Raw genomic sequence first — 20,074 nt, forward strand, 5'->3', positions numbered from 1 at the left:
CGACCAAAATCAATAGCGTTAAAGGTGGAATTTTAGCGTACCGAAGGGGTACGCAACGAGCACGGGTACCTTCCGACAGAAATTAGGCCCAAATGTTCTACTTATATTGATGAGGGGAGTAAAATATTACAAAAGTTATAGGTATTCTAAATGCATCGGCGAAACATCCTCAGATGGCTAGGCATTTTGCCCTTCACGCGGAGCTTGATGGCGGAAGGAGTGGAGTCTCGTGCGCTTCGTCTGGGCATCATGCCTTTCAATTCGACGCTGGCCCTGTTCAAGACGCACCAGCCCTTGCGCCAGTATCTGCAGAGTGAGTTGGGGCGACCGATCGAACTCTTCACCGCCGCCGACTACTTCACCTTTCTCAACAGCTCGCTGGCTGGCGAATATGACCTCCTGATCACCGGTCCGCATTTTGGCGTCATGTGCCTGCAGTCTTATGAAGCGCTGGTTCGCTACAAGGCCGTGCTCCAACCGGTCTTCGTCGTTCGTCCGAATTCCGGCATCCGTTCGCTCGACGACCTCAGAGGCAAGCGCATCGGGCTCTCCAGCCGTCTTTCGATTTCCTCGATTGGGGGGGTCAAATGGTTGCTCGACCATGGCATGCAGATGGGTCGCGATTATCAGTTGTTCGAACGCACTACCCATGGTGCTGCGGTCGCGGCCGTGGCCGTCGGCGAGCTGGATGCCGCGCTGACGACGCACACCCCGCTGCATCAGGTACCGGAGGATGTCAGGGCCAAGGTCAGCATTCTGCCCATCGACGTCAGCGTCCCGCATTTGATGACGCTTGGCCACAATCGGCTGGGCAAGGCCGAACTCAAGCGGGTTCGCTCTGCATTGCTCAAATTCGGCACCACCGCGCAAGGCCAGGCCTTTTTCCGCGAAACCGGCTATGAGGATTACACGGCGATCACGCCCGAGGACCTCGAGTCGCTCGCCCCCTACGTCGCGCTGACCAGGGCGCTGCTCGGACATCCGACATAATGTTCAATATCCGGCGCTCGCTGCGGGCCAAATTGCTGCTGGCCAGCGTCATTATCGAGGCGCTGATGCTGGCGCTGCTGGTCAGCAACAGCGTACGCCTGATCGAGCACCATCTATCCGAACAACTTGATGCGCGCGTCCAGGCTGTCGAACTGGCCTACAAGACGGCCGTTGCCGTGCCACTGGCCTCCCAGGATTACGCCACCCTGCGCGACATTCTCGACGGCTGGCGCAAGGCCTCCGACATCACCTACCTGGCGGTCACCGATCCCGATGGCCGCATTCTCGCCTCGTCCGGCTGGCCGCCCGGCGACGCCTTGCCACTGGTCAACCGGAGCGAAGGGCAGATCCGCCACGTGCGTTTTCCGGTCGACTATCTTGGCCAGATCTACGGTCACATCCATTACGGCATGTCCACCGCCTTCATGGACAAGGCCTCGGCCGAACTGCTCTGGCAGAGCGGCCTGATCGCGCTGGCCGAAATCGTCCTGTCGCTCGTATTGCTGTCGATCATCGGCTACCTGCTGACCCGGAATCTGATCACCCTGGCTGGAGCCAGCATCAACGTGGCCAATGGGCATTACGAAGAGCGCATGGCGATTTCCGGCGAGGACGAAGTGGCAGTCCTCGCCCAGAACTTCAACACGATGACCGACGCCGTCAAAGCGCGGATTGCCGACTTGTCGTATCAGGCCAACCATGACTCGCTGACCGGCCTGTTCAATCGACGCGCCTTCGAAACCCATCTTGAAGCCGTTCTCAAAGCCGAAGACCTGGCGGAAGATCCGGTCACCCTGCTTTACCTCGACCTCGACCAGTTCAAGGTCGTCAACGACACCTGTGGCCATGCCGCCGGTGACGACCTTCTGATCCGCCTGACGCGGATGATCGAAGAGCGCTTTCCCTACGGCTTTCTGGCCCGGCTGGGCGGTGATGAATTCGGCATCGTCATGCGCGACAGCAGCCCGCAGGAAACCATGCGCCGCGCCACCCAGTTGATCGCCGAGATATGCGCCTTCCCGTTCTTCTGGGACAACCGGAGCTTCCGGCTCGGCGCCTCGATTGGCGTCGTCCGCTCCGGCCCCGACATGATGAGCGTGACCGATCTGCTGATCGCCGCCGACACCGCCTGCTATGCGGCCAAGGAACGAGGGCGCAACCGCGTCGAGATCTACACGCCGACCGACGAGTGGTATCGCCAGCGCAGCGAAGACTTCCGGACCATGCCGCAACTGACGCGGGCCATCGCGGAAGGCCGCTTCATGCTCTTCCACCAGCGTCAGGAACCGCTCAAACCCGGGCTGCCGGTCACCGCCGAAGTGCTGCTCCGCCTTTCCGACCCGCTCGGCAAGATCAACTCGCCCAGCCGCTTCATCGCCACCGCCGAGCGCTACAACCTGATGCCCTACATCGATCGCTGGGTTGTCGAGAACGTCTGCCGCTACATGAGCGACTGGCAGAAGAGCGGCCAGGCATTTCCGTTCCGCCACCTTGCCGTCAATGTCTCGGGGGCCAGCCTGAGCCTCAACGATTTCCCGGCTTTCGTCCGCCAGCAAATCGAACAGCACGACATCGACCCGGCCATGCTCTGCTTCGAGATCACCGAAAGCTGCGCCGTCGCCAACCTCGACCAGGCACTCGAATTCATCGAGCAGATGCACGCCATAGGCGCCACGCTGGCGCTCGACGACTTCGGCAGCGGGCTCTCCTCATTCGCCTACCTCAAGCGATTCAAGATCGATTTCCTGAAAATTGACGGCATGTTCGTCAAGAATATCGACCAGGATCCTTGCGACCACGCCGTCGTCGAAGCCATCGTGCAACTGGCCCGCGCCCATAATCTGATCACCGTCGCCGAATACGTCTGCAACGCCACCGTCGACCGCATCGTTCAGGAAATTGGCGTCGACTACGCTCAGGGCTTCGTCCGCCACGTGCCGGAGCCGCTGCCTAAAGTGCCCAGCCCCTGAGCAACAGACCGCTGGCCGCGCAAACAGCGATCACCAGCATCACATTGGCCTGGTAACGAAACAGCGCAATGCCGGCGGCGAGCGTGATGCCAGCTGAAACCACATCGAAGTGGCCGGAAAAACCGGCCGGCCAGAAGACGTGATAAGCGAAAAACAGCGCCAGATTGAGAATGACGCCGACCACAGCCGCCGTGATCGCCGTCAGCGGCGCCGTGAAGTTGAGGTTGCCGTGCGTTGTTTCGACGAGCGGCCCGCCGAGCAGGATGAAGACGAAGGAGGGCAGGAAGGTGAACCACGTCACCACGCTGGCCGCCAGCGCCCCGGCCAGAAACAGGTTCTCCGGCCCGAACATCGCCTGCATCTGCGCCGTCTGGTAGCCGCCGATGAAGCCGACAAAGGCGACGACCATGATCAGCGGCCCCGGCGTCGTTTCGCCGAGGGCCAAGCCGTCGATCATCTGGGTCGGCGTCAGCCAGCCGAAATGCGTCACGGCGCCCTGATAGACGTAGGGCAGCACGGCATAGGCACCGCCGAAAGTGAGCAGGGCGGCCTTGGTGAAGAACCAGCCCATCTGGGTCAGCGTGTGGTTCCAGCCGAGCGTGGCGGTGAGTAGCGCCATGGGCAGCAGCCAGAGCAGGGCGCCTACGAAAACCACGCGCATGACCCGCGGCCAGCTGAAACGCGCGTGATCGGGCGTCGGCGTGTCGTCGTCGATGAGGGCCGGCATTTTTATTTTGGCGTTTTTTTCCGGTTGACCGTGGGATTCGGTGCGGACGGGTTTCATTCGCCCACCAACGTAACCAATCAGCCCGGCCGCCACAACGATGGCCGGAAACGGCGTACCAAAGGCGAAAATGGCGACGAAAGCCGCCCCGGCAATCGCCCACAGCAGCTTCGTCTTGAGCGCCCGCGAACCGATGCGCCAGGCCGCCTGCAGGACGATGGCGGTGACTGCCGGCTTGATGCCGAAGAATAGCCCGGCGACCAGCGTCGTGTTGCCGTAGGCGATGTAAATCCACGACAGCGCGATAAGGATGAACAGCGAGGGCAGCACGAAGAGCAAGCCGGCGACGATGCCGCCCCGGGTCCGGTGCATGAGCCAGCCGATGTAGGTCGCCAGTTGCTGCGCTTCCGGGCCGGGCAGCACCATGCAGTAATTGAGGGCGTGGAGGAAACGGCCTTCGGACAGCCAGCGGCGCTTTTCCACCAGTTCCTGATGCATCATCGAAATCTGCCCGGCCGGCCCGCCAAAGCTGATGAAGCCGAGCTTGAGCCAGAAGCGGAAGGCTTCCCAGAACGGGATATTGGCGGGCGGCGTGGAATTGGGCATCAGGAACTCAGGGCAGTTTGGGCGACCAACCAGTAGCGCGCGAACTTGCCGATGGCCATGAACAGGCAGCAGGGCAGCCAATGTAAACGCAACCAGCCGGCGGCAAGGCACAAGGCGTCGCCGATCAACGGCGCCCAGGCGAGGAGCAGGGCCGGACTGCCCCAGCGTTCGAGCTGGTCGCGATGCGGCAGGTTTTCGAGCTTCTGCCAGCGCGGCAGGTAGCGGCCACACCACCACGACGTCATGCCGCCGGCCGTGTTGCCCAACGTAGTGAGCATCAGCGCTAAGCCATATTCAGCCGGATGCAGATGCAAAAAGCCCCACAGCAGCGCCTCAGAGCCGCCGGGCAGCACCGTCGCCGAGAGAAAACTGGCCACCAGCAGGCCCCAAAGCCCGCTTTCCGCCGTGACGTTTAGCCACTCCACCCGTAGAATCTCCCTTTTGCCAGAATGAGTTGCGCCAAATGCACCCGGATTATCTCGAAAAAGTTCTCAACGCACAGGTTTATGACGTGGCCGTCGAAACGCCGCTCGACCTGGCCAGCAACCTTTCCGCCCGGGTCGGCAACAAGATTATTCTGAAGCGCGAGGACATGCAGCCGGTGTTTTCCTTCAAGCTGCGCGGCGCCTACAACAAGATCGCCAGCCTCTCGGCCGAAAAGCTCAAGCGCGGCGTGATCTGCGCCTCGGCCGGCAATCACGCGCAGGGCGTCGCCCTGTCGGCCAAGAAACTGGGTTGCCGGGCGGTGATCGTCATGCCGACCTCGACGCCGGGCATCAAGATCGACGCCGTCCGCTCGCGTGGCGGCGAAGTCGTGCTGCATGGCGACTCCTTCGACGAAGCCTATGCCCACGCCGTCGAACTTGAAAAAACCGAGAAACTAACCTTCGTCCATCCCTTCGACGATCCCGAAGTAATCGCCGGGCAGGGCACCGTCGCCATGGAAATCCTGCGTCAGCACTCGCGCCACAACGGGCCGATCACTGCCGTCTTCTGCGCCATCGGTGGCGGCGGGCTGGCCGCCGGGGTCGCCGCCTACATCAAGCGCCTGCGTCCGGAAATCAAGGTTATCGGCGTTGAAACCTTCGACGCCGATGCGATGAAGCAATCCATCGCCAAAGGCCATCGCGTCCGTCTCGACCAGGTCGGCCTGTTTGCCGACGGCACCGCCGTCAAGTTCGTCGGTGAGGAAACCTTCCGCCTGTGCAAGGAATACCTCGACGACATCATCCTCGTCGACACCGACGCCATCTGCGCCGCGATCAAGGACGTCTTCGAGGACACCCGCTCGATTCTCGAACCGGCCGGCGCGCTGGCCGTCGCCGGCGCCAAGGAATACGCCCGCCAGCACAAGCTCAAGGACAAGAACCTGATCGCCGTCACTTCCGGCGCCAACATGAATTTCGACCGCCTGCGCTTCGTCGCCGAGCGCGCCGAGTTCGGCGAGCAGCGCGAGGCCGTCTTCGCCGTCACGCTCCCTGAAAAACCAGGCGCCTACAAGAAATTCCTGGCCCTGATCGGCAAGCGCAACGTCACCGAATTCAATTACCGCTACCACACCGCCAGCGAAGCCCACGTCTTCGTCGGCGTCCAGGTTGGCGAGCGCAAGGAGTCGCTGAAGCTCGTCGAAAGCCTGCAGAAGCACGGCTACCCGACGCTCGACCTGACCGACGACGAAATGGCCAAGAACCATATCCGTCACATGGTCGGCGGCCACGCCCCGGCGGTCTGCGAAAAGGGCATGCGCGAGCTGCTCTACCGCTTCGAATTCCCGGAAAAACCGGGCGCGCTGATGAACTTCCTGACCCAGATGAGCGCAGGCTGGAACATCAGCCTCTTCCACTACCGCAACCACGGCGCCGACTATGGCCGGGTGCTGGTCGGCATGCAGGTGCCGCCGGGCGACATGGGCAAATTCGAGGAATTCCTGCAAAAGCTCGGCTACGCCCACTGGGACGAGAGCCAGAACCCCGCTTACAAGCTGTTTCTGGGCTGAGAAATCCGACCCGGTTAACTGCCACGGTCAACCGGAAATATCGCCGAAAATTGAAATGCCGGCGACCCGGGCCTCAGGCGATCCAGGCCTGAATCGCCCACAGCGCGGCCATGCCAGCCGCAATCGTTGCCAGGACGCTGCCCGTCAGCCGGGCAACCAGTAGCGCGATCAACGCTGCCCACAGACGCGGATTCTCCGGTGTGGCGTTCAGGTCGCCGCCGATCATGAAAATCTCCGGTGCTGCCAGGGCGCCGAGGATGGCCGGCGGAACGTAGCGTAAGAACGCTTCGATGCGCGGATCGTCGGGCAAATAGCGGCCAAAGGCGATGAACGATAGCCGGATCAGGAAGGTGACCAGCCCGCAGGCCGCCATGGTCTGCAGCAGCGCCATCGTGCTCATGGTTTTCTCCGGTCGAAGCGGCACATCACCAGACCGAAAGCGATGCCCACCCCGGCCGCCACCAGCAGGCCCAGCTTGTGCGGCAAGGCCAGCGCCGGCAGCACCACCGCCGCGGCAGCAATGGCAGCCCACGCATCGCTGCGCCGGCGCACCGACAACACCAGCAAGGCAATAAACGTCAGCGCGATCGAAAAATCCAGCGACCAGTTTTCAGGAATCGCCGCCCCGAGCAGCACCCCGACCAGCGTCGACAACTGCCAACCGGCCCACAGCGTAAAGCCCGTGCCGCACAAAAACCAGTGGCGATGTGCCGTCGCCGGACCGTCGCGCAGGCGGCCAATCGCTGCGGCAAACGCCTCGTCGGTCAGCAGATAGGCCAACAACAACTTCCAGCGCCACGGTAGGTCGCGCAAATAGTCCGCTACCGCCGCGCTGTACAAAAGATGACGCAGATTGACCACGCCCACCGTCGCCACCATCACCGGCGGCGGCGTTGCTCCGCCCCAAAGCTGGGCGAAAACCACCTGCGACGAGCCACCAAAAATCAGCGACGAACTCAAGACCACCGCCCACCCAGGCAAACCTGCCGCCAGCCCGAGCACGCCAAAAATGAGCCCGAAAGGCACCACGCCGAGCAGCAGCGGCAACTCGGCGCGAACGCCGCCAAGAAATTCGGCACGGGGAGAATCGTCAAACATCGGGTCGGGCAGGGAAATCGGCAAAGTCGCCATCCTAATCGATCGGTGCCAAGGCGTTCGTTCGGGCTGGAATTCAGGAAGCCGGTTGATCCGGGAAAAGCCCACTCCGACCCGGCCAGCCATTTCAATTTTGCTCATTTTCCCCGGTTGACCGTGGAAAACCGGCCTTTTAGGCGCACAATTACCCCACAACATCGAATTTCATTGGGTAATTAATTTTGCCCACGCTACACTTACCCAATTAATTTTGTTTTTATTGGGTAATCCATGAAAACCCCGGCCCTCGTTCGCCCGAATCAGCCCGCTTTCCGTCAGCAATACGCCGCCCTAAAAGAGCAGTCACTAACCGGTGACCCCCTGCTGCCGGGCACTCCTGGCACGCTACAACTGCGCCGAGGGACCGGCTACGCCTACTGGTACCGGGTCTATTACCCGGTACCCGGCAAGCAGGCCGAAACACTCGTCGGCCGCGAGGGTGATAGCGTGGCTGAAAACGCCATGCGGGCGCAAATGGATTTCGCCGAATCGACCGCTCGCCAGGTCAGCGTGCTGCGCAAGCTCGGCTTTCACGTCGCCGACAAGGCCAGCGCCCGCGCCCTGGTCGAACTGCACAACCTCGGCGCCTTCGAAAGCGGCCTGCTGCTCGCCGGCAGCCTCGGCTGCATCGCCTGGCTCAATGAACTCGGCGCTCGTCTACGTCAGCCGGCCGGCGAGCCGGCGATCTCGCCGCACCTTGAACTGGTCGCGCCGGAGGTTTTCCTGAGCCAAGCACTGGCCGCAGCGCTACCCCTCGTCGCCACACCTGATGCCAGCGCCGAAACGGTAAGCGACACCACGAACGAGTTTGCTCCCCATGCCGCCATCGCCTTGCCCGGCCTGCCCGCCATGCCGGCCGAAATTCTTGTTGCCGGCCCCCGCTTTGGCTCTGCCGTATCGGCGCCGGGGCTGGCCTGGTCGGCCACGACCATTCCCGACCACGCCTACCTGCTCGCCGCGCCCGCGCCCGGCGCGCTGCTCGCCGGCGGCCAGTGCATACCCGTCCGCCTGCCGCAAGCCGCCCGGCTCGTCTGGCACCAGCTCTCTGCCAGCCTCCACCGCTCGGCGTCGCAGGCGACAGTGGAACGACGGCTCGCCCTCAGCCTCGCCGCCGTCCTGCTCACGCTTGACCCGTGGGCCATGCTCACCGCTTGGGAAACAGCACCGGCCGCCATCACCGAGCCGCTTCGCCCGCTGCGTGACAGCCTGCTGAGCAGCGCCGCCGCCCACCCGGACTTGCAGGATCTGCTCGCCGACTGCCTGGGCGCGCCCTCGGCCTGAGGCGGAAGCCAATTTCAACTTTGACCATTTTTCCGGTTGACCGTAGCAATTGCGCCGGAAAACCTTCAGCTGCTGCTATGGCTTCCGCATCCCCGTTGCCAAGGCGGACGGAGGTCTAGCGTTGCGCCAGATTTTTCACCGCTGCGCCGCTCGTCACCTGCCGCCCCCAGAGCTGATAGACCTTGCCGGTGGTCGAAAGCACGACGACGGGGCTGTAGTAGCTATGGCGCATGATGGTCGAGTCGACTTCGATGCTGACCTGACCGCCCGCGCCGCCCGTTACACCCAGTTGCGTCGGATTGAGGATCATGACCATGCGAACGACGGCGGCTTCGGGCAACACCGATAGCTGTTCGATGCGGACCTGAATGCCCGGCGTCGGGTGCTCGTTCTTTTGTCCGTCGGGCCCGAGTTCGACATTGGCGACACGCTGGCAATCGTTGGCGCCATCGCAGGCAAGCAGATAGAGATCATAGGCGGTTGCCGCTTGCACCGGCATGGCGAGCAAGGCGGCAAAACCAAGGGTGAGAAGGTTGCGCATCTCTGGATTCCTTTTAGCCTGAGCCATCCTGGGGAGGGACTGGCCTGCTCGGCATCGAGTCCATGACATGGGCCTGCCGAAGGCGCCAGAATGTCAGGGCGACAAGCAGCCGTCAATCAGCCAAACGTCATACGCCGGAGCGTTCGTCACGCGCGTTGGCGGACAACTCCATTCTCATTAATTCCCATTGGTTATATTTATGTAAATATTAATTCTTTTACAGAATATCAATCACGGTCCAGGCTTCAGTCATCAAAAAATTATTTCAAATGACTGGAGTTCAGCATGTTCAAATTTGGCCGTTTTTTCCGGTTGACCGTGGGATCGGCCGTGCTTACCGGGGTTGTCGTCATCAGCAGCGCCGTCGCCCAAACCTCGCTACTCAACGTTTCCTACGATCCGACCCGCGAACTTTACAAGGATTACAACGCCGCCTTTGCCAAACACTGGCAGGCGAAGACCGGGCTGGCGATCAATTTCCGCCAGTCGCACGGCGGCTCGGGCAAGCAGGCGATGGCCGTGCGTGACGGGCTGGAGGCCGACGTCGTCACGCTGGCGCTGGCCTACGACATCGACGCGCTGGTCGAGCGCAAACTGATCCCGGCCGACTGGCAGACGCGCTTCCCGCACAATTCGTCGCCTTACACATCGACCATCGTTTTTCTGGTGCGCAAGGGCAACCCGAAGGCGATCAAGGATTGGGGCGATCTGGCCAGGCCAGGCGTTGGCGTCATCACGCCCAACCCGAAAACTTCCGGCGGCGCCCGCTGGAACTATCTGGCCGCCTGGGCGTGGGCGCTCAAGCAGCCCGGTGGCAATGAACAAAAAGCGAAGGAGCTGGTCACCGGCATTTTCAGGAACGTGCCGGTGCTCGATTCCGGCGCCCGTGGTTCGACCACGACTTTTGTCGAACGCGGCCTCGGAGATGTGCTGATCGCCTGGGAGAACGAGGCGCAACTGGCGGTCAATGAAATCGGCCGGGACAAGTTCGAGATCGTCGCCCCCAGCCTCTCCATCCTCGCCGAGCCGCCGGTGGCCGTGGTGGACAAGGTGGTCGACAAGCACGGCACACGGCTGACGGCGCAGGCTTACCTCGATTATTTGTATTCCGAGGAGGGCCAGAACATCGCCGCCAAACACTACTACCGGCCGCGCGACACCAAGATAGCGGCGAAATACGCGGCGCAGTTCCCGAAGATCAGGCTGGTCACCATTGCCGACACTTTCGGCGGCTGGCAGAAGGCGCAGAAGGCCCATTTCGCCGACGGCGGCAGCTTCGACCAGATTTACCTGAAGAAATAGCACAGTCCCCGCGGCCAACTGCCACCCCACCCACGACAGGCGCAGAGTCGCCTACAATCACTCATCCCCTTCCGGAGCCTTCTCATGAAAATCGCCAACGATGTCACTGAACTGGTCGGCAACACGCCGCTGGTCAAACTCAACCGCGTTACCGCCGGCTGCGGCGCGACGGTGCTCGCCAAGCTGGAATTCTTCAACCCGGGCAGCAGCGTCAAGGACCGCATCGCGGTCGCCATGCTCGACGCCGCCCAAGCCGCCGGCAAGATCGGTCCCGATACCGTCATCCTTGAGCCGACCTCGGGCAACACCGGCATCGGGCTGGCCATGGTTTGCGCGGCACGCGGCATCAAATGTGCATTCACGATGCCGGAAACGATGAGCCGCGAACGCAAGCTGCTGCTCAAGGCCTACGGCGCCGAGCTGATCCTGACGCCCGGCCCGGACGGCATGGGTGGCGCCATCAACAAGGCGACCGAACTGGCCGCCGCCGACAGCCGCTATTTCATCCCGCAGCAATTTGAAAACCCGGCCAATCCGGCCGTGCACCGCAGCACCACCGCCCAGGAAATCTGGCGCGACACGGCCGGGCTGGTCGACATCGTCGTCGCTGGCGTCGGTACTGGCGGCACGGTGACCGGGATCGGCGAGGCGCTGAAGGGCATGAACCCGAAAGTGCAGATCATCGCCATCGAACCCGACGCCTCACCCGTGCTGTCCGGCGGCGCCAAAGGCCCGCACCCGATTCAGGGCATCGGTGCCGGCTTCGTCCCGGCCGTGCTCAATACCGCCATTTACGACGAGATAATCCGCGTCAAGAACGACGACGCGCTGACCATGGCCCGTCGCATGGCGACCGAAGAAGGGCTGCTCGTCGGCATTTCTTCCGGCGCCGCCGGTTGGGCTGCAGTCGAAGTCGCCAAACGCCCGGAGAATGCCGGCAAGAACATCGTCGTCATCATTCCGTCCTGCGGCGAGCGCTACCTGTCGACCGTGCTCTTTCAGCACCTCGAAGTTTGAGCCCGTTCGACCAGCCCATCGACCGGCGTAACTCCGACTCCATCAAATGGAGCAAGTACGCTGGTCGCGATGTCCTGCCGCTGTGGGTGGCGGACATGGATTTCGCCGCGCCGCCGGCCGTCATCGAAACCCTGCACCGGCGCATCGAGCACGGTGTTTTCGGTTACGGCGGACCGTGGCCATCGCTTACGGAGTCAGTACTCGCTCACCTTGAAGGCGAATACCAGTGGCGAATTGAAGCCGAATGGATCGTCTGGCTGCCGGGGCTGGTTACCGGGCTCAACGTCGCCTGCCGGGCCGTCGACGGCGAGGTTTTGACCGCGACGCCGATCTATCCGCCCTTCCTCTCCGCTCCGCATTTTTCCGGCCGCAAGCTCAATCGCGCCGAACTGGCGTGCACCGACGACGGCTGGCGTTTTGACCAAGCCGCCTTGAAAGCTTCGCTGACGCCAGCCACCGATCAGTTCCTGCTCTGCCACCCGCACAACCCGGTCGGCCGCTGCTGGAGCCGCGATGAACTGCTCGAACTGGCCGCGCTGGCCGAAGCCAACGACCTCGTCGTCTGCTCCGACGAAATCCACTGCGGCCTGATCCTCGACGCCGACAAGCGCCACATCCCTTTCGCCAGCCTGTCGCCGGAGGCGGCCAAGCGCAGCATCACGCTCATGGCGCCGTCGAAAACCTTCAACATCCCCGGCCTCGGCTGCGCTTTCGCAGTGATTCCCTACGCCAGACTGCGCCACCGCTTCGAACACGCCATGCACGGCATCGTCCCGCACGTGAACGTTCTCGGGCTGGCCGCCTGCGAAGCGGCCTACCGCAACAGCGGCGACTGGCACCGCGAATTGATCGGCTACCTGCGCGCCAACCGCGATTTGGTGGTTTCCACGGTCAACCGGGAAACAGGGCCAAAAATGAAATCGGTCGAGGCCACCTATCTGGCCTGGATCGACGTCCGCGAACTCGGGCTGGGCAACCCGGCCGCGCATTTCGAAGCGCACGGCCTCGGCCTCTCCGACGGCGCTGATTTCGGCGCACCGGGCTGGCTGCGCCTCAACTTCGGCTGCCCGCGCGGCACGCTCGAAGAAGCGCTCAAGCGATTCACCACCGCCTGCCGGGCCGCATGAACACTTACCTGCTGAGCCTGTATTTCCTCTTCATCGCCGCCCTGAGCCAGGCGCTGATCGGCGGTTTAGCGCTGAAGTCTTCGCTCCAACGCGATCTGCCACGCGAGCGCTGGCGCCTGTGGGTCGCATTGAGCATCGGCACGCTGCTCCTTGCCCTGCACCACAGCTATACGCTCAACCTCGCCCTGCAAACCGGACTTTACGATTTTCGCCAGGCCACGCTGGTCATGCTGGCCGGACTGGCGACGAGCTTCGCCGTGTGGCAGCTCAGGCGGCTGAAATTTTGAAGCTGCCGGCCTCGGTGACGATCCAGTCGAGCCGCTGATCGTGGCTTTCCGGCCGGATGCTGTCCAGCCGATTGATCTCGAAACCGACACCAACGGCCAGCGGGCGAGGGGAGAGCGCAGCCATTGTCCGGTCGAAATAGCCGCCGCCGTAACCGAGCCGATAACCTGCGCCGTCAAAACCATTGAGCGGCAACAAAATGAGATCGGGCCGCACGAAATCACCGGCCACCGGCGTCGGAATCCCGTAGCGGTCTGGCGCCAGCACCGTTTCATCAGTCCACAGGCGAAAGGCCAGCGGCGCATCCGCGGCCACGACGACCGGCAGGGCAGCCCGCGCCCCGAGCGCCGCCCACCGTTCAATCACCGCCCGGACATCCGGCTCATGCTTGATCGGCCAGCAAAAGGCGACGATACGCGGCGCCAGCAAGGCGCCCAGCAAGTGCCCGACAATGCGCGCCGACAGCCTGGCATGCTCCGCTTCGCCCAGTGCCGCACGTCGCGCCACCATGTCGCGGCGCAATACCCGGCGCCAGCCCGTGTTATCCTCGTTCGGTTCAACCATGGCACTAATCTAGCATGAAGTTTCGCCTCATCCTCATCGCCCTCGCACTCCCGTTTTCCGTCCTTGCCCAGAGCAACGGCGACACCGCTTTCCTGACTGCCCGCGATGCTTTCCGGGCCGGCGACATCAACAAGCTGGAGCGCGCCACCAGCCAGCTCGGCGACCATGAACTGGCCGTCTACGCCGAGAGCTACCGGCTGCGCATGTGGATGGAAAGGGGCGACCCGAACAACCTGCGCGACTTCCTGCAACGCAACGAAGGCAGCTACGTCGCCGAAAAGCTGCGCGCCGACTGGATACGCTGGCTCGGCAAGCGTTCCACATGGAACGAAGTGGATGCCGAATTCCCCAAAATGCTCGCCCCGGAGCCCGATGTCGTCTGCTACAACCTGCAGGCCCGCCTCGCCCGCGACGACCGCAAGGTACTCGCCGAGGCCGAAAAGCTGTGGCTGACGATGCTCGAACCGCCGGAACCCTGCCGGCCGGTTTTGGATGCCCTCGTCAGCAACCAGCGCATCTCAGCCGATGAAGTCTGGCTGCGCGCCCGCCGCCAGGTCGAAGCGAATCGCCCGGGCTGGGCCAAAACCACGCTGAACTACCTGCCGGAAAACCAGATGCCGGAGAGCAAGGCTTTCGACAACGCTCTCAACAGCGCCATGGGCTACCTTGTCCGCCAGCCGGGCAACTGGGCAACCAGCCGGGCGGGGCGCGAACTCGCCGCCTTCGCCATTTCACGCCTTGCCACCAATGACCCGCGCGTCGCCGCCGACGAACTCGAAAAGATCAAAGGCAAGCTGCAGGAATCGGAACGCCAGTGGGCGTGGAGCCAGATAGCCCTGCAAGCCGCCAAAAAGCATTTGCCCGAGGCCGTCGGCTGGTATGCCAATGCCGGCAAGGCCCCGCTGTCCGATGAGGGCGCCCAATGGAAGGTACGCGCTGCCCTGCGCGCCCAGGAGTGGGGTGTCGTTCGCGACACGATCGAGGCCATGTCAGCCGAACTCGCTGCCCGGCCAGAGTGGATCTACTGGCTCGGCCGCGCCCTCAAATCCGGGGGGCGAACGACAGAGGCCGACGCCCTGTTCGAGAAAATCGCTGGCCAGACCAATTTCTACGGCAATCTGGCCGACGAGGAACTTGACCGCAAGATCACGCTGCCACCCAAGGCCAAGGCCACAACCGCCGAAGAAACCAAAGCAGCCATCGACAACCCGGGCATCCGCCGCGCCCTGGCCTTCTTCCGCCTCGATCTGCGCACCGAGGCAGTCAAGGAATGGATCTGGTCGCTGCGCGGAATGGATGACCGCGAGCTGCTCGCCGCAGCCAACCTGGCCAAGCGCAACCAGATCTGGGACCGCGCCATCAACACCGCAGACAAGACCCGCAACGAACACGATTTCTCGCTGCGCTTCCTCGCCCCCTATGGCGATACTGTGCGCCCGGCCGCCCAGAACCAGTCGCTAGACGACGCCTGGGTGTACGGTCTGATGCGTCAGGAAAGCCGTTTCATCACCAACGCCAAATCGAATGTCGGCGCCTCCGGCCTCATGCAACTGATGCCGGCCACCGCCAAATGGGTGGCCAGAAAAATCGGCCTGCGCGACTTCAACCACGGTCGCGTCAACGACACCGAAACCAATGTCCTGCTCGGCACCAGCTATATGCGCCTGGTCATGGAGAACCTCGACAACCACCCGGTTCTCGCCTCTGCTGCCTACAACGCCGGCCCCGGCCGGGCCAAGAAATGGCGCGCTGACCGGCCGCTCGAAGGCGCCATCTACGCCGAAACCATTCCGTTCAGCGAAACACGCGATTACGTCAAGAAAGTGATGAGCAACGCGGTTTATTATTCTGCCCAGTTCAACGGCAAGCCCGATTCCCTGAAAACTCGCCTCGGCGTGGTTGGTGCCAAAACCGCCGAAGGCATGAAAGACGCAGACCTACCCTAGGAAACCGACATGGCGGTGCAGTCCGACTCATTTCATCTCCTGAGCGACACTCGGGCCCTTTTCCTCAAGCACCTCGGTGCCTTGCTGCAGGATAGCGGCCTGCTCTCAGCCCCGGCCATTCAGGCCATTCAGGCCATTCAGGACGGTGCTGCCGCCTATTTCGATGAAATGGCTTCGACCAGCCGACGCGGCACCTTCGCCGAAGAAGTCGACGGACTGACCTCGTCGCGCATCACGCTGGTCGGCGAAGAGGATCTGGAACTGGGCATCCGCCTCGACGACATGAGCGCCCGCCTGTTCGAATCGACCGGCGGCAGCCTGTGGCGCACCCATTTGCGTTTCGTCACTTTGCTCAAGCGTCCGGACCTGCCAAAAAGCGCCAATCCGGTCGGACCGAAAGGCATCGCTCAAGGCCTGACCACCATGTTCGCTGCGGCCGGTGCCTTCGCCATCGACAACAAGCTGGAGTTGCTCGACCGCATCGAAGCCTGCCTGCTCGAGGGGCTGCCAACACTTTACGCCGAGATCAATGACTTCATGGATCGCGGCGGTGTCGAAGCGGCCCAACCAAGGATTATCGGCAGCCAGGAAGGGCCGGCGAGTGCTGACGCCCCATCCGTCTCGGAAAACGCGCTGCTTGCCCTACAGCAGGCGTTGCTCGCCAAAGTCCCCGGAAAAGCAGATTCGATCCAGTTTCAGCCGAGTGGTGGCGCAGCCGCCTCGCTGCTTAACCAGGCAACGCTCGAACGCCTCGTTTTGCGTCTGGACGAACTTGATCGCCAGGGCGCCTTCGACCAGAAGTTTGCACCGACCAGAACGGCGGAGGGCATGATTCCGGCGCTGTTCTCCGCTGACTGTGACTTCCCAAGCCAGCCCAAAGTCCTCAAGTCTGCCCAGCTCGGTATTCCGACGACCGCTGGTGAAAGCCTGGCCATCGACACGCTGGCCATGATTTTCGAGGCGATGTTCGCCAATCGAGCCTTGCCGGATACCTTGAAAGCCGTGATCTCCAGCCTGCAGATCACACTGCTCAAGGTGGCGATGAAGGACAGTTCGCTGTTCGCCAACGAGCAACACCCGGCGCGACTGGTCATCGACCGCATGGGGCAGGCCGTACTCGGCCTGCCGAGCGACGTATCGGCCCGTCACCCGGTGTGTGCCCGCCTGTTTGAAATCGCCACCTGGTTGCGCGGCGAAAACACCAGCGACATGGCCGCCTTCGAAAAGGCGGGAGCCCAGCTGGATGCGCTGCTGGCCGAACGCAACGCCGCCATCGTCGACGCCGCCAAGCCCTATCTGCCATTGATCGAGCAGCTTGAGCACGGCGACGACGCAGCCAGCCAAGTGCGACCTGTCATTGAAAAATTCATCGCGACCAATCCGCCAAAGGTCATCCGCAACTTTATCGAACAATCCGGCAGCCAGTTGCTGCAAGCCGTCTGGCTCGAGCATGGCGAACAAAGCAACGAGTGGCAGGAGAGCCTAGCCCTGATCGACGATCTGCTGTGGACCATCCAGCCCAAGGCCGACAGCGATGAACGCAAAACACTGGCCCGCCGACTGCCCGACATTCTGAAACGCCTGAGGGCAGCGATGAAGCGCGTCGGTCTGTCGCCCGAAGCCGAGTCAGCCTTCCTCGACGAGTGTTTCGAGCTGCAGACCAGGGCGCTGCGGGCGCTCCCCACTGCCGCTGTCAGCGAAGACCCGGGGGCCGGATTTTTTCCCAGTGGCATTTTCGCGCCGGCCAGTGCGCCAATCAGCGGCGAACTGCGCGTTGGCGAAACGGTTCTGGCGACTCTGGATTTTGCCGAGTTCCAGCCGGCACCAGCCCGTCCACTGCCTTGCAAAGAAGGTGACTGGCTCGAGTTCCTCATGCCCGGTGGCGAAAAATGCGTCGCGCGAGTCTGCCATATCAGCCCGAACAGCCAGCGGACGCTGTTGATCAATCCCGATTCTGCGCTGGCCATGTCCGTCCATCCGGCCATTCTTGACCGCCAGCTGCGGGAAGGCGAAGCCCACATCAGTTCGGCCAGCTCCCTGTTTGAAACAGCGGCCAGCGCCGCCTTGCGGCAAACAACGGGACGCTGAAGACACACAGTCAGCGGCCATCGGCCACAGGTCTGCCCGGAAAGCGGCAAATTGCCTTAAAATCCGGGTTTTACGTATTCAGTTTCCGGGGTTTCAAATGGACATCAAGAAGGTCTTGCTGCTGGGGGGTAGCGGTTTCGTCGGTACCTATATCGTCAACCGTCTGTCGCAACGCGGTATTGAAGTTACCGTCCCGACACGTCGCCGCGAACGCACCAAGGCGCTGATCATGCAGCCGGGCGTCAGCATGCCGGAAGCCGACATCCGTTGCGAAAAGACCCTGACCGAACTGATGCGCGGCCACGATGCCGTGATCAACCTGGTTGGCGTCCTGCACAGCCGCGACGTCGTCCTGCCCTACAGCCACGACTTCGCCGAAGCCCACGTCGAACTGCCGAAAAAGATCATCGCCGCCTGCAAGGCCACCGGTGTCCACCGCCTGGTGCACATGAGCGCCCTCAACGCCGACCCCAAGGGCCCGTCCGAATACCTGCGCTCCAAGGGCGACGGCGAAGCAGTCGTGATGGCCGCGAAGGGCGATCTGGACGTTACCGTCTTCCGTCCGTCGGTCATTTTCGGCCTCGGCGACTCCTTCCTGTCAATGTTCGCCAGCATTCTCAAGAAAGTCCCTTTCTTCCCGCTCGGTTTCGGTCACGCCCGCTTCCAGCCGGTTTGGGCGGCCGATGTCGCCGATGCCTTTGTTGATAGCCTGAATGATGTTGCCACCTACGGCCAGGTCTACGAGCTGGTTGGCCCGAAGACCTACACATTGCGCGAACTGGTCGACTACACCAAAAAACTGGCTGGCAGCACCGCCACCATTGTTCCCTTGTCCGAAGGCTGGGCTTACCTGCAGGCTGGCCTGATGTGGCTGGCCCCGAGCCCGATGCTGTCGCCGGACAACCTGCGCTCGATGGAAAAGGACAGCGTCGCTGAAGCCGGCAGCAAGCAGCCGGCCAACTGGCACCCGACGGCGCTGGAAGCCATCGCACCGACCTACATCGCGCTCAACACGCCAAAGGGCAAGCTCGACAGCTTCCGCTATCGCGCCGGTCGCTGAGGGCGCGCCACCGACCGTGCAGATATTCATCGTTGGCGGCGCTGTCCGCGATGAACTGCTCGGCCGGCCGAACGCCGACCGCGACTACGTCGTCGTCGGCGCCACCCCGGAAGCCCTGCTCAAGCAGGGGTTTCGGCCAGTCGGCAAGGATTTCCCGGTTTTCCTCCACCCGCAGACGCAAGAGGAATACGCGCTGGCCCGCACCGAACGCAAGTCCGGACACGGTTACCATGGCTTCACTTTCCACGCCGCGCCCGACGTCACGCTGGAAGAAGACCTCGCCCGCCGCGACCTGACCATCAATGCCATGGCCAAAGGCGCCGATGGCACGCTGATCGACCCTTTCCACGGTCAACCGGATTTATCGGCCAAAATCTTGAGGCATGTCGGGCCGGCTTTTGCCGAAGACCCGGTGCGGATCCTGCGCATCGCCCGCTTTGCCGCGCGCTTCAGCGATTTTACGGTGGCCCCGGAAACGCTGGCCCTGATGCGCCACATGGTAGCCTGCGGCGAAGTCGATCATCTGGTCGCCGAACGGGTCTGGCAGGAACTGGCCAAGGGCTTGATGGAAGACAGGCCGTCACGGATGTTCGAAGTCCTGCGCGACTGCGGCGCCCTGGCGCGTTTGCTGCCGGAACTCGATGTCCTGTTCGGCGTGCCGCAACGCGCCGATTACCACCCGGAAATCGACACCGGCATCCACACCATGATGGTCGTCGACCAGTCGGCGAAACGCGGCTTCGCCTTGCCGGTGCGCTTTGCGGCGCTGACCCACGACCTTGGCAAGGGCACAACGCCGGCCGACATCCTGCCACGCCATATCGGCCACGAAGAGCGCAGCGTGAACCTGAGCGAAAACCTCTGTGCCCGCCTGCGCGTGCCGAGCGACTGTCGCGACCTGGCGCTGCTCATGGCGCGCTATCACGGCAATGTTCATCGCGCCGCCGACTTGAAGGCCAGCACTATCGTCACGCTGTTCGAAAAAATCGATGCGCTGCGCCGGCCGGAGCGCTTCCAGCAACTGCTCGACGCCTGCCTGTGCGACTACACCGGCCGTCTCGGCTGGGAAAATCGCCCCTACGACAGCCCACGTTACCTGCTCACGGCACTGTCTGCGGTCAACGCCGTCGAAGCCGGAAAAATCGCGCTTGCCTGCCCCGACAAGGCCAAGATTCCTGAACGTATTCACATGGCCCGAGTTAATGCGCTCAAGATTTTGCTAAATGACTCGGGAGAGCAGCCAGAGCAATAACGAAAAAATGATCGTGGTCGCCACCGGAAACGTGTAACTTCGACCACGAAAGCGGAATGCAAAATCTCCCGGCAGTTTGCCGAACCGAATAAAGCGCGCCAGATGCGGGCCGATGATGCCCAGCAAAAATATCGCCACCACCAGCGTCAAAATCCACTTCAGCATTTGCCTTGTACCGCAGGGTGAAAGCC

The 20,074-nt window shown here is 62.6% G+C and carries 19 protein-coding genes; 12 read left to right on the forward strand and 7 right to left on the reverse strand.

Annotation, left to right across the window (positions count from 1 at the left end):
- Positions 1 to 207 precede the first annotated feature (207 nt).
- Positions 208 to 990, forward strand: coding sequence for a phosphate/phosphite/phosphonate ABC transporter substrate-binding protein (locus tag WBK19_RS19605; protein ID WP_511292752.1), 783 nt, complete (start codon positions 208 to 210; stop codon positions 988 to 990).
- The gene (locus WBK19_RS19610; RefSeq protein ID WP_511292753.1) at positions 990 to 2,960 is read left to right on the forward strand and encodes a putative bifunctional diguanylate cyclase/phosphodiesterase; all 1,971 of its coding nucleotides are present in this window, start codon (positions 990 to 992) and stop codon (positions 2,958 to 2,960) included. Before WBK19_RS19605 ends, WBK19_RS19610 begins: the two co-directional genes overlap by 1 nt.
- On the opposite strand, the gene chrA is transcribed toward WBK19_RS19610, so the two are convergent.
- Together chrA and WBK19_RS19620 are read right to left on the reverse strand one after the other, a co-directional pair.
- Positions 2,941 to 4,290: a chromate efflux transporter gene (gene chrA / locus WBK19_RS19615; protein WP_511292754.1), complete on the reverse strand. Its 1,350-nt coding sequence runs from the start codon at positions 4,288 to 4,290 to the stop codon at positions 2,941 to 2,943. The two genes, WBK19_RS19610 and chrA, sit on opposite strands and share 20 nt — an antisense overlap.
- Positions 4,290 to 4,715 carry a YqaA family protein gene (locus tag WBK19_RS19620; protein ID WP_511292755.1) on the reverse strand — a complete coding sequence of 142 codons (426 nt, stop codon included), beginning with the start codon at positions 4,713 to 4,715 and terminating at the stop codon, positions 4,290 to 4,292. Before WBK19_RS19620 ends, chrA begins: the two co-directional genes overlap by 1 nt.
- Before the next feature lie 38 nt (positions 4,716 to 4,753).
- On the opposite strand from WBK19_RS19620, the gene ilvA reads away from it, so the two are divergent.
- Complete coding sequence (gene ilvA, locus WBK19_RS19625; RefSeq protein WP_511292756.1) at positions 4,754 to 6,286, forward strand: threonine ammonia-lyase, biosynthetic; 1,533 nt, start codon at positions 4,754 to 4,756, stop codon at positions 6,284 to 6,286.
- 73 nt (positions 6,287 to 6,359) lie between these two features.
- Here ilvA and WBK19_RS19630 read toward each other — a convergent pair whose 3' ends face one another.
- On the reverse strand, positions 6,360 to 6,686 hold the full coding sequence (locus tag WBK19_RS19630) for a branched-chain amino acid transport AzlD family protein (RefSeq protein WP_511292757.1): 327 nt from the start codon (positions 6,684 to 6,686) through the stop codon (positions 6,360 to 6,362).
- Positions 6,683 to 7,417, reverse strand: a complete 735-nt coding sequence (locus WBK19_RS19635; RefSeq protein ID WP_511292758.1) for an AzlC family ABC transporter permease — start codon at positions 7,415 to 7,417, stop codon at positions 6,683 to 6,685. Before WBK19_RS19635 ends, WBK19_RS19630 begins: the two co-directional genes overlap by 4 nt.
- Before the next feature lie 234 nt (positions 7,418 to 7,651).
- Between WBK19_RS19635 and WBK19_RS19640 the strand changes: the two genes are divergently transcribed.
- Positions 7,652 to 8,701, forward strand: a complete 1,050-nt coding sequence (locus tag WBK19_RS19640) for a nucleotidyltransferase family protein (RefSeq protein WP_511292759.1) — start codon at positions 7,652 to 7,654, stop codon at positions 8,699 to 8,701.
- A gap of 115 nt (positions 8,702 to 8,816) precedes the next feature.
- On the opposite strand, the gene WBK19_RS19645 is transcribed toward WBK19_RS19640, so the two are convergent.
- Positions 8,817 to 9,242, reverse strand: coding sequence for a hypothetical protein (locus WBK19_RS19645; RefSeq protein WP_511292760.1), 426 nt, complete (start codon positions 9,240 to 9,242; stop codon positions 8,817 to 8,819).
- 285 nt (positions 9,243 to 9,527) lie between these two features.
- Here WBK19_RS19645 and WBK19_RS19650 point away from each other — a divergent pair, with 285 nt between their 5' ends.
- The 4 genes from WBK19_RS19650 (at position 9,528) to WBK19_RS19665 (ending at position 12,975) form a co-directional block, all read left to right on the forward strand.
- Entirely contained in the window at positions 9,528 to 10,544 is a 1,017-nt protein-coding gene (locus tag WBK19_RS19650; RefSeq protein WP_511292761.1) for a sulfate ABC transporter substrate-binding protein, read from the forward strand.
- Positions 10,545 to 10,628: 84 nt separating this feature from the next.
- Positions 10,629 to 11,561, forward strand: a complete 933-nt coding sequence (cysK, locus tag WBK19_RS19655) for a cysteine synthase A (protein ID WP_511292762.1) — start codon at positions 10,629 to 10,631, stop codon at positions 11,559 to 11,561.
- Positions 11,558 to 12,688 carry a MalY/PatB family protein gene (locus WBK19_RS19660; protein WP_511292763.1) on the forward strand — a complete coding sequence of 377 codons (1,131 nt, stop codon included), beginning with the start codon at positions 11,558 to 11,560 and terminating at the stop codon, positions 12,686 to 12,688. The genes cysK and WBK19_RS19660 overlap by 4 nt, the downstream gene beginning before the upstream one ends.
- Complete coding sequence (locus WBK19_RS19665; protein WP_511292764.1) at positions 12,685 to 12,975, forward strand: hypothetical protein; 291 nt, start codon at positions 12,685 to 12,687, stop codon at positions 12,973 to 12,975. The genes WBK19_RS19660 and WBK19_RS19665 overlap by 4 nt, the downstream gene beginning before the upstream one ends.
- On the opposite strand, the gene WBK19_RS19670 is transcribed toward WBK19_RS19665, so the two are convergent.
- Entirely contained in the window at positions 12,956 to 13,537 is a 582-nt protein-coding gene (locus tag WBK19_RS19670) for a 5-formyltetrahydrofolate cyclo-ligase (RefSeq protein ID WP_511292765.1), read from the reverse strand. The two genes, WBK19_RS19665 and WBK19_RS19670, sit on opposite strands and share 20 nt — an antisense overlap.
- Positions 13,538 to 13,551: 14 nt before the next feature.
- On the opposite strand from WBK19_RS19670, the gene WBK19_RS19675 reads away from it, so the two are divergent.
- From WBK19_RS19675 to WBK19_RS19690, 4 genes are all read left to right on the forward strand, one after another.
- The gene (locus tag WBK19_RS19675; protein WP_511292766.1) at positions 13,552 to 15,483 is read left to right on the forward strand and encodes a lytic transglycosylase domain-containing protein; all 1,932 of its coding nucleotides are present in this window, start codon (positions 13,552 to 13,554) and stop codon (positions 15,481 to 15,483) included.
- 9 nt (positions 15,484 to 15,492) lie between these two features.
- Positions 15,493 to 17,571, forward strand: a complete 2,079-nt coding sequence (locus tag WBK19_RS19680) for a DUF1631 family protein (RefSeq protein ID WP_511292767.1) — start codon at positions 15,493 to 15,495, stop codon at positions 17,569 to 17,571.
- 97 nt (positions 17,572 to 17,668) lie between these two features.
- Positions 17,669 to 18,631, forward strand: coding sequence for a complex I NDUFA9 subunit family protein (locus tag WBK19_RS19685; protein WP_511292768.1), 963 nt, complete (start codon positions 17,669 to 17,671; stop codon positions 18,629 to 18,631).
- A gap of 16 nt (positions 18,632 to 18,647) precedes the next feature.
- On the forward strand, positions 18,648 to 19,883 hold the full coding sequence (locus WBK19_RS19690; RefSeq protein ID WP_511292769.1) for a multifunctional CCA addition/repair protein: 1,236 nt from the start codon (positions 18,648 to 18,650) through the stop codon (positions 19,881 to 19,883).
- Here WBK19_RS19690 and WBK19_RS19695 read toward each other — a convergent pair.
- Positions 19,851 to 20,048 (reverse strand): DUF2905 domain-containing protein, encoded by a 198-nt coding sequence (locus WBK19_RS19695; RefSeq protein ID WP_226403111.1) that lies wholly within the window; start codon positions 20,046 to 20,048, stop codon positions 19,851 to 19,853. The genes WBK19_RS19690 and WBK19_RS19695 overlap by 33 nt on opposite strands.
- Between the last annotated feature and the right edge of the window lie 26 nt (positions 20,049 to 20,074).

Source organism: Azonexus sp. (assembly GCF_049652925.1).
Classification (GTDB): domain Bacteria; phylum Pseudomonadota; class Gammaproteobacteria; order Burkholderiales; family Rhodocyclaceae; genus Azonexus.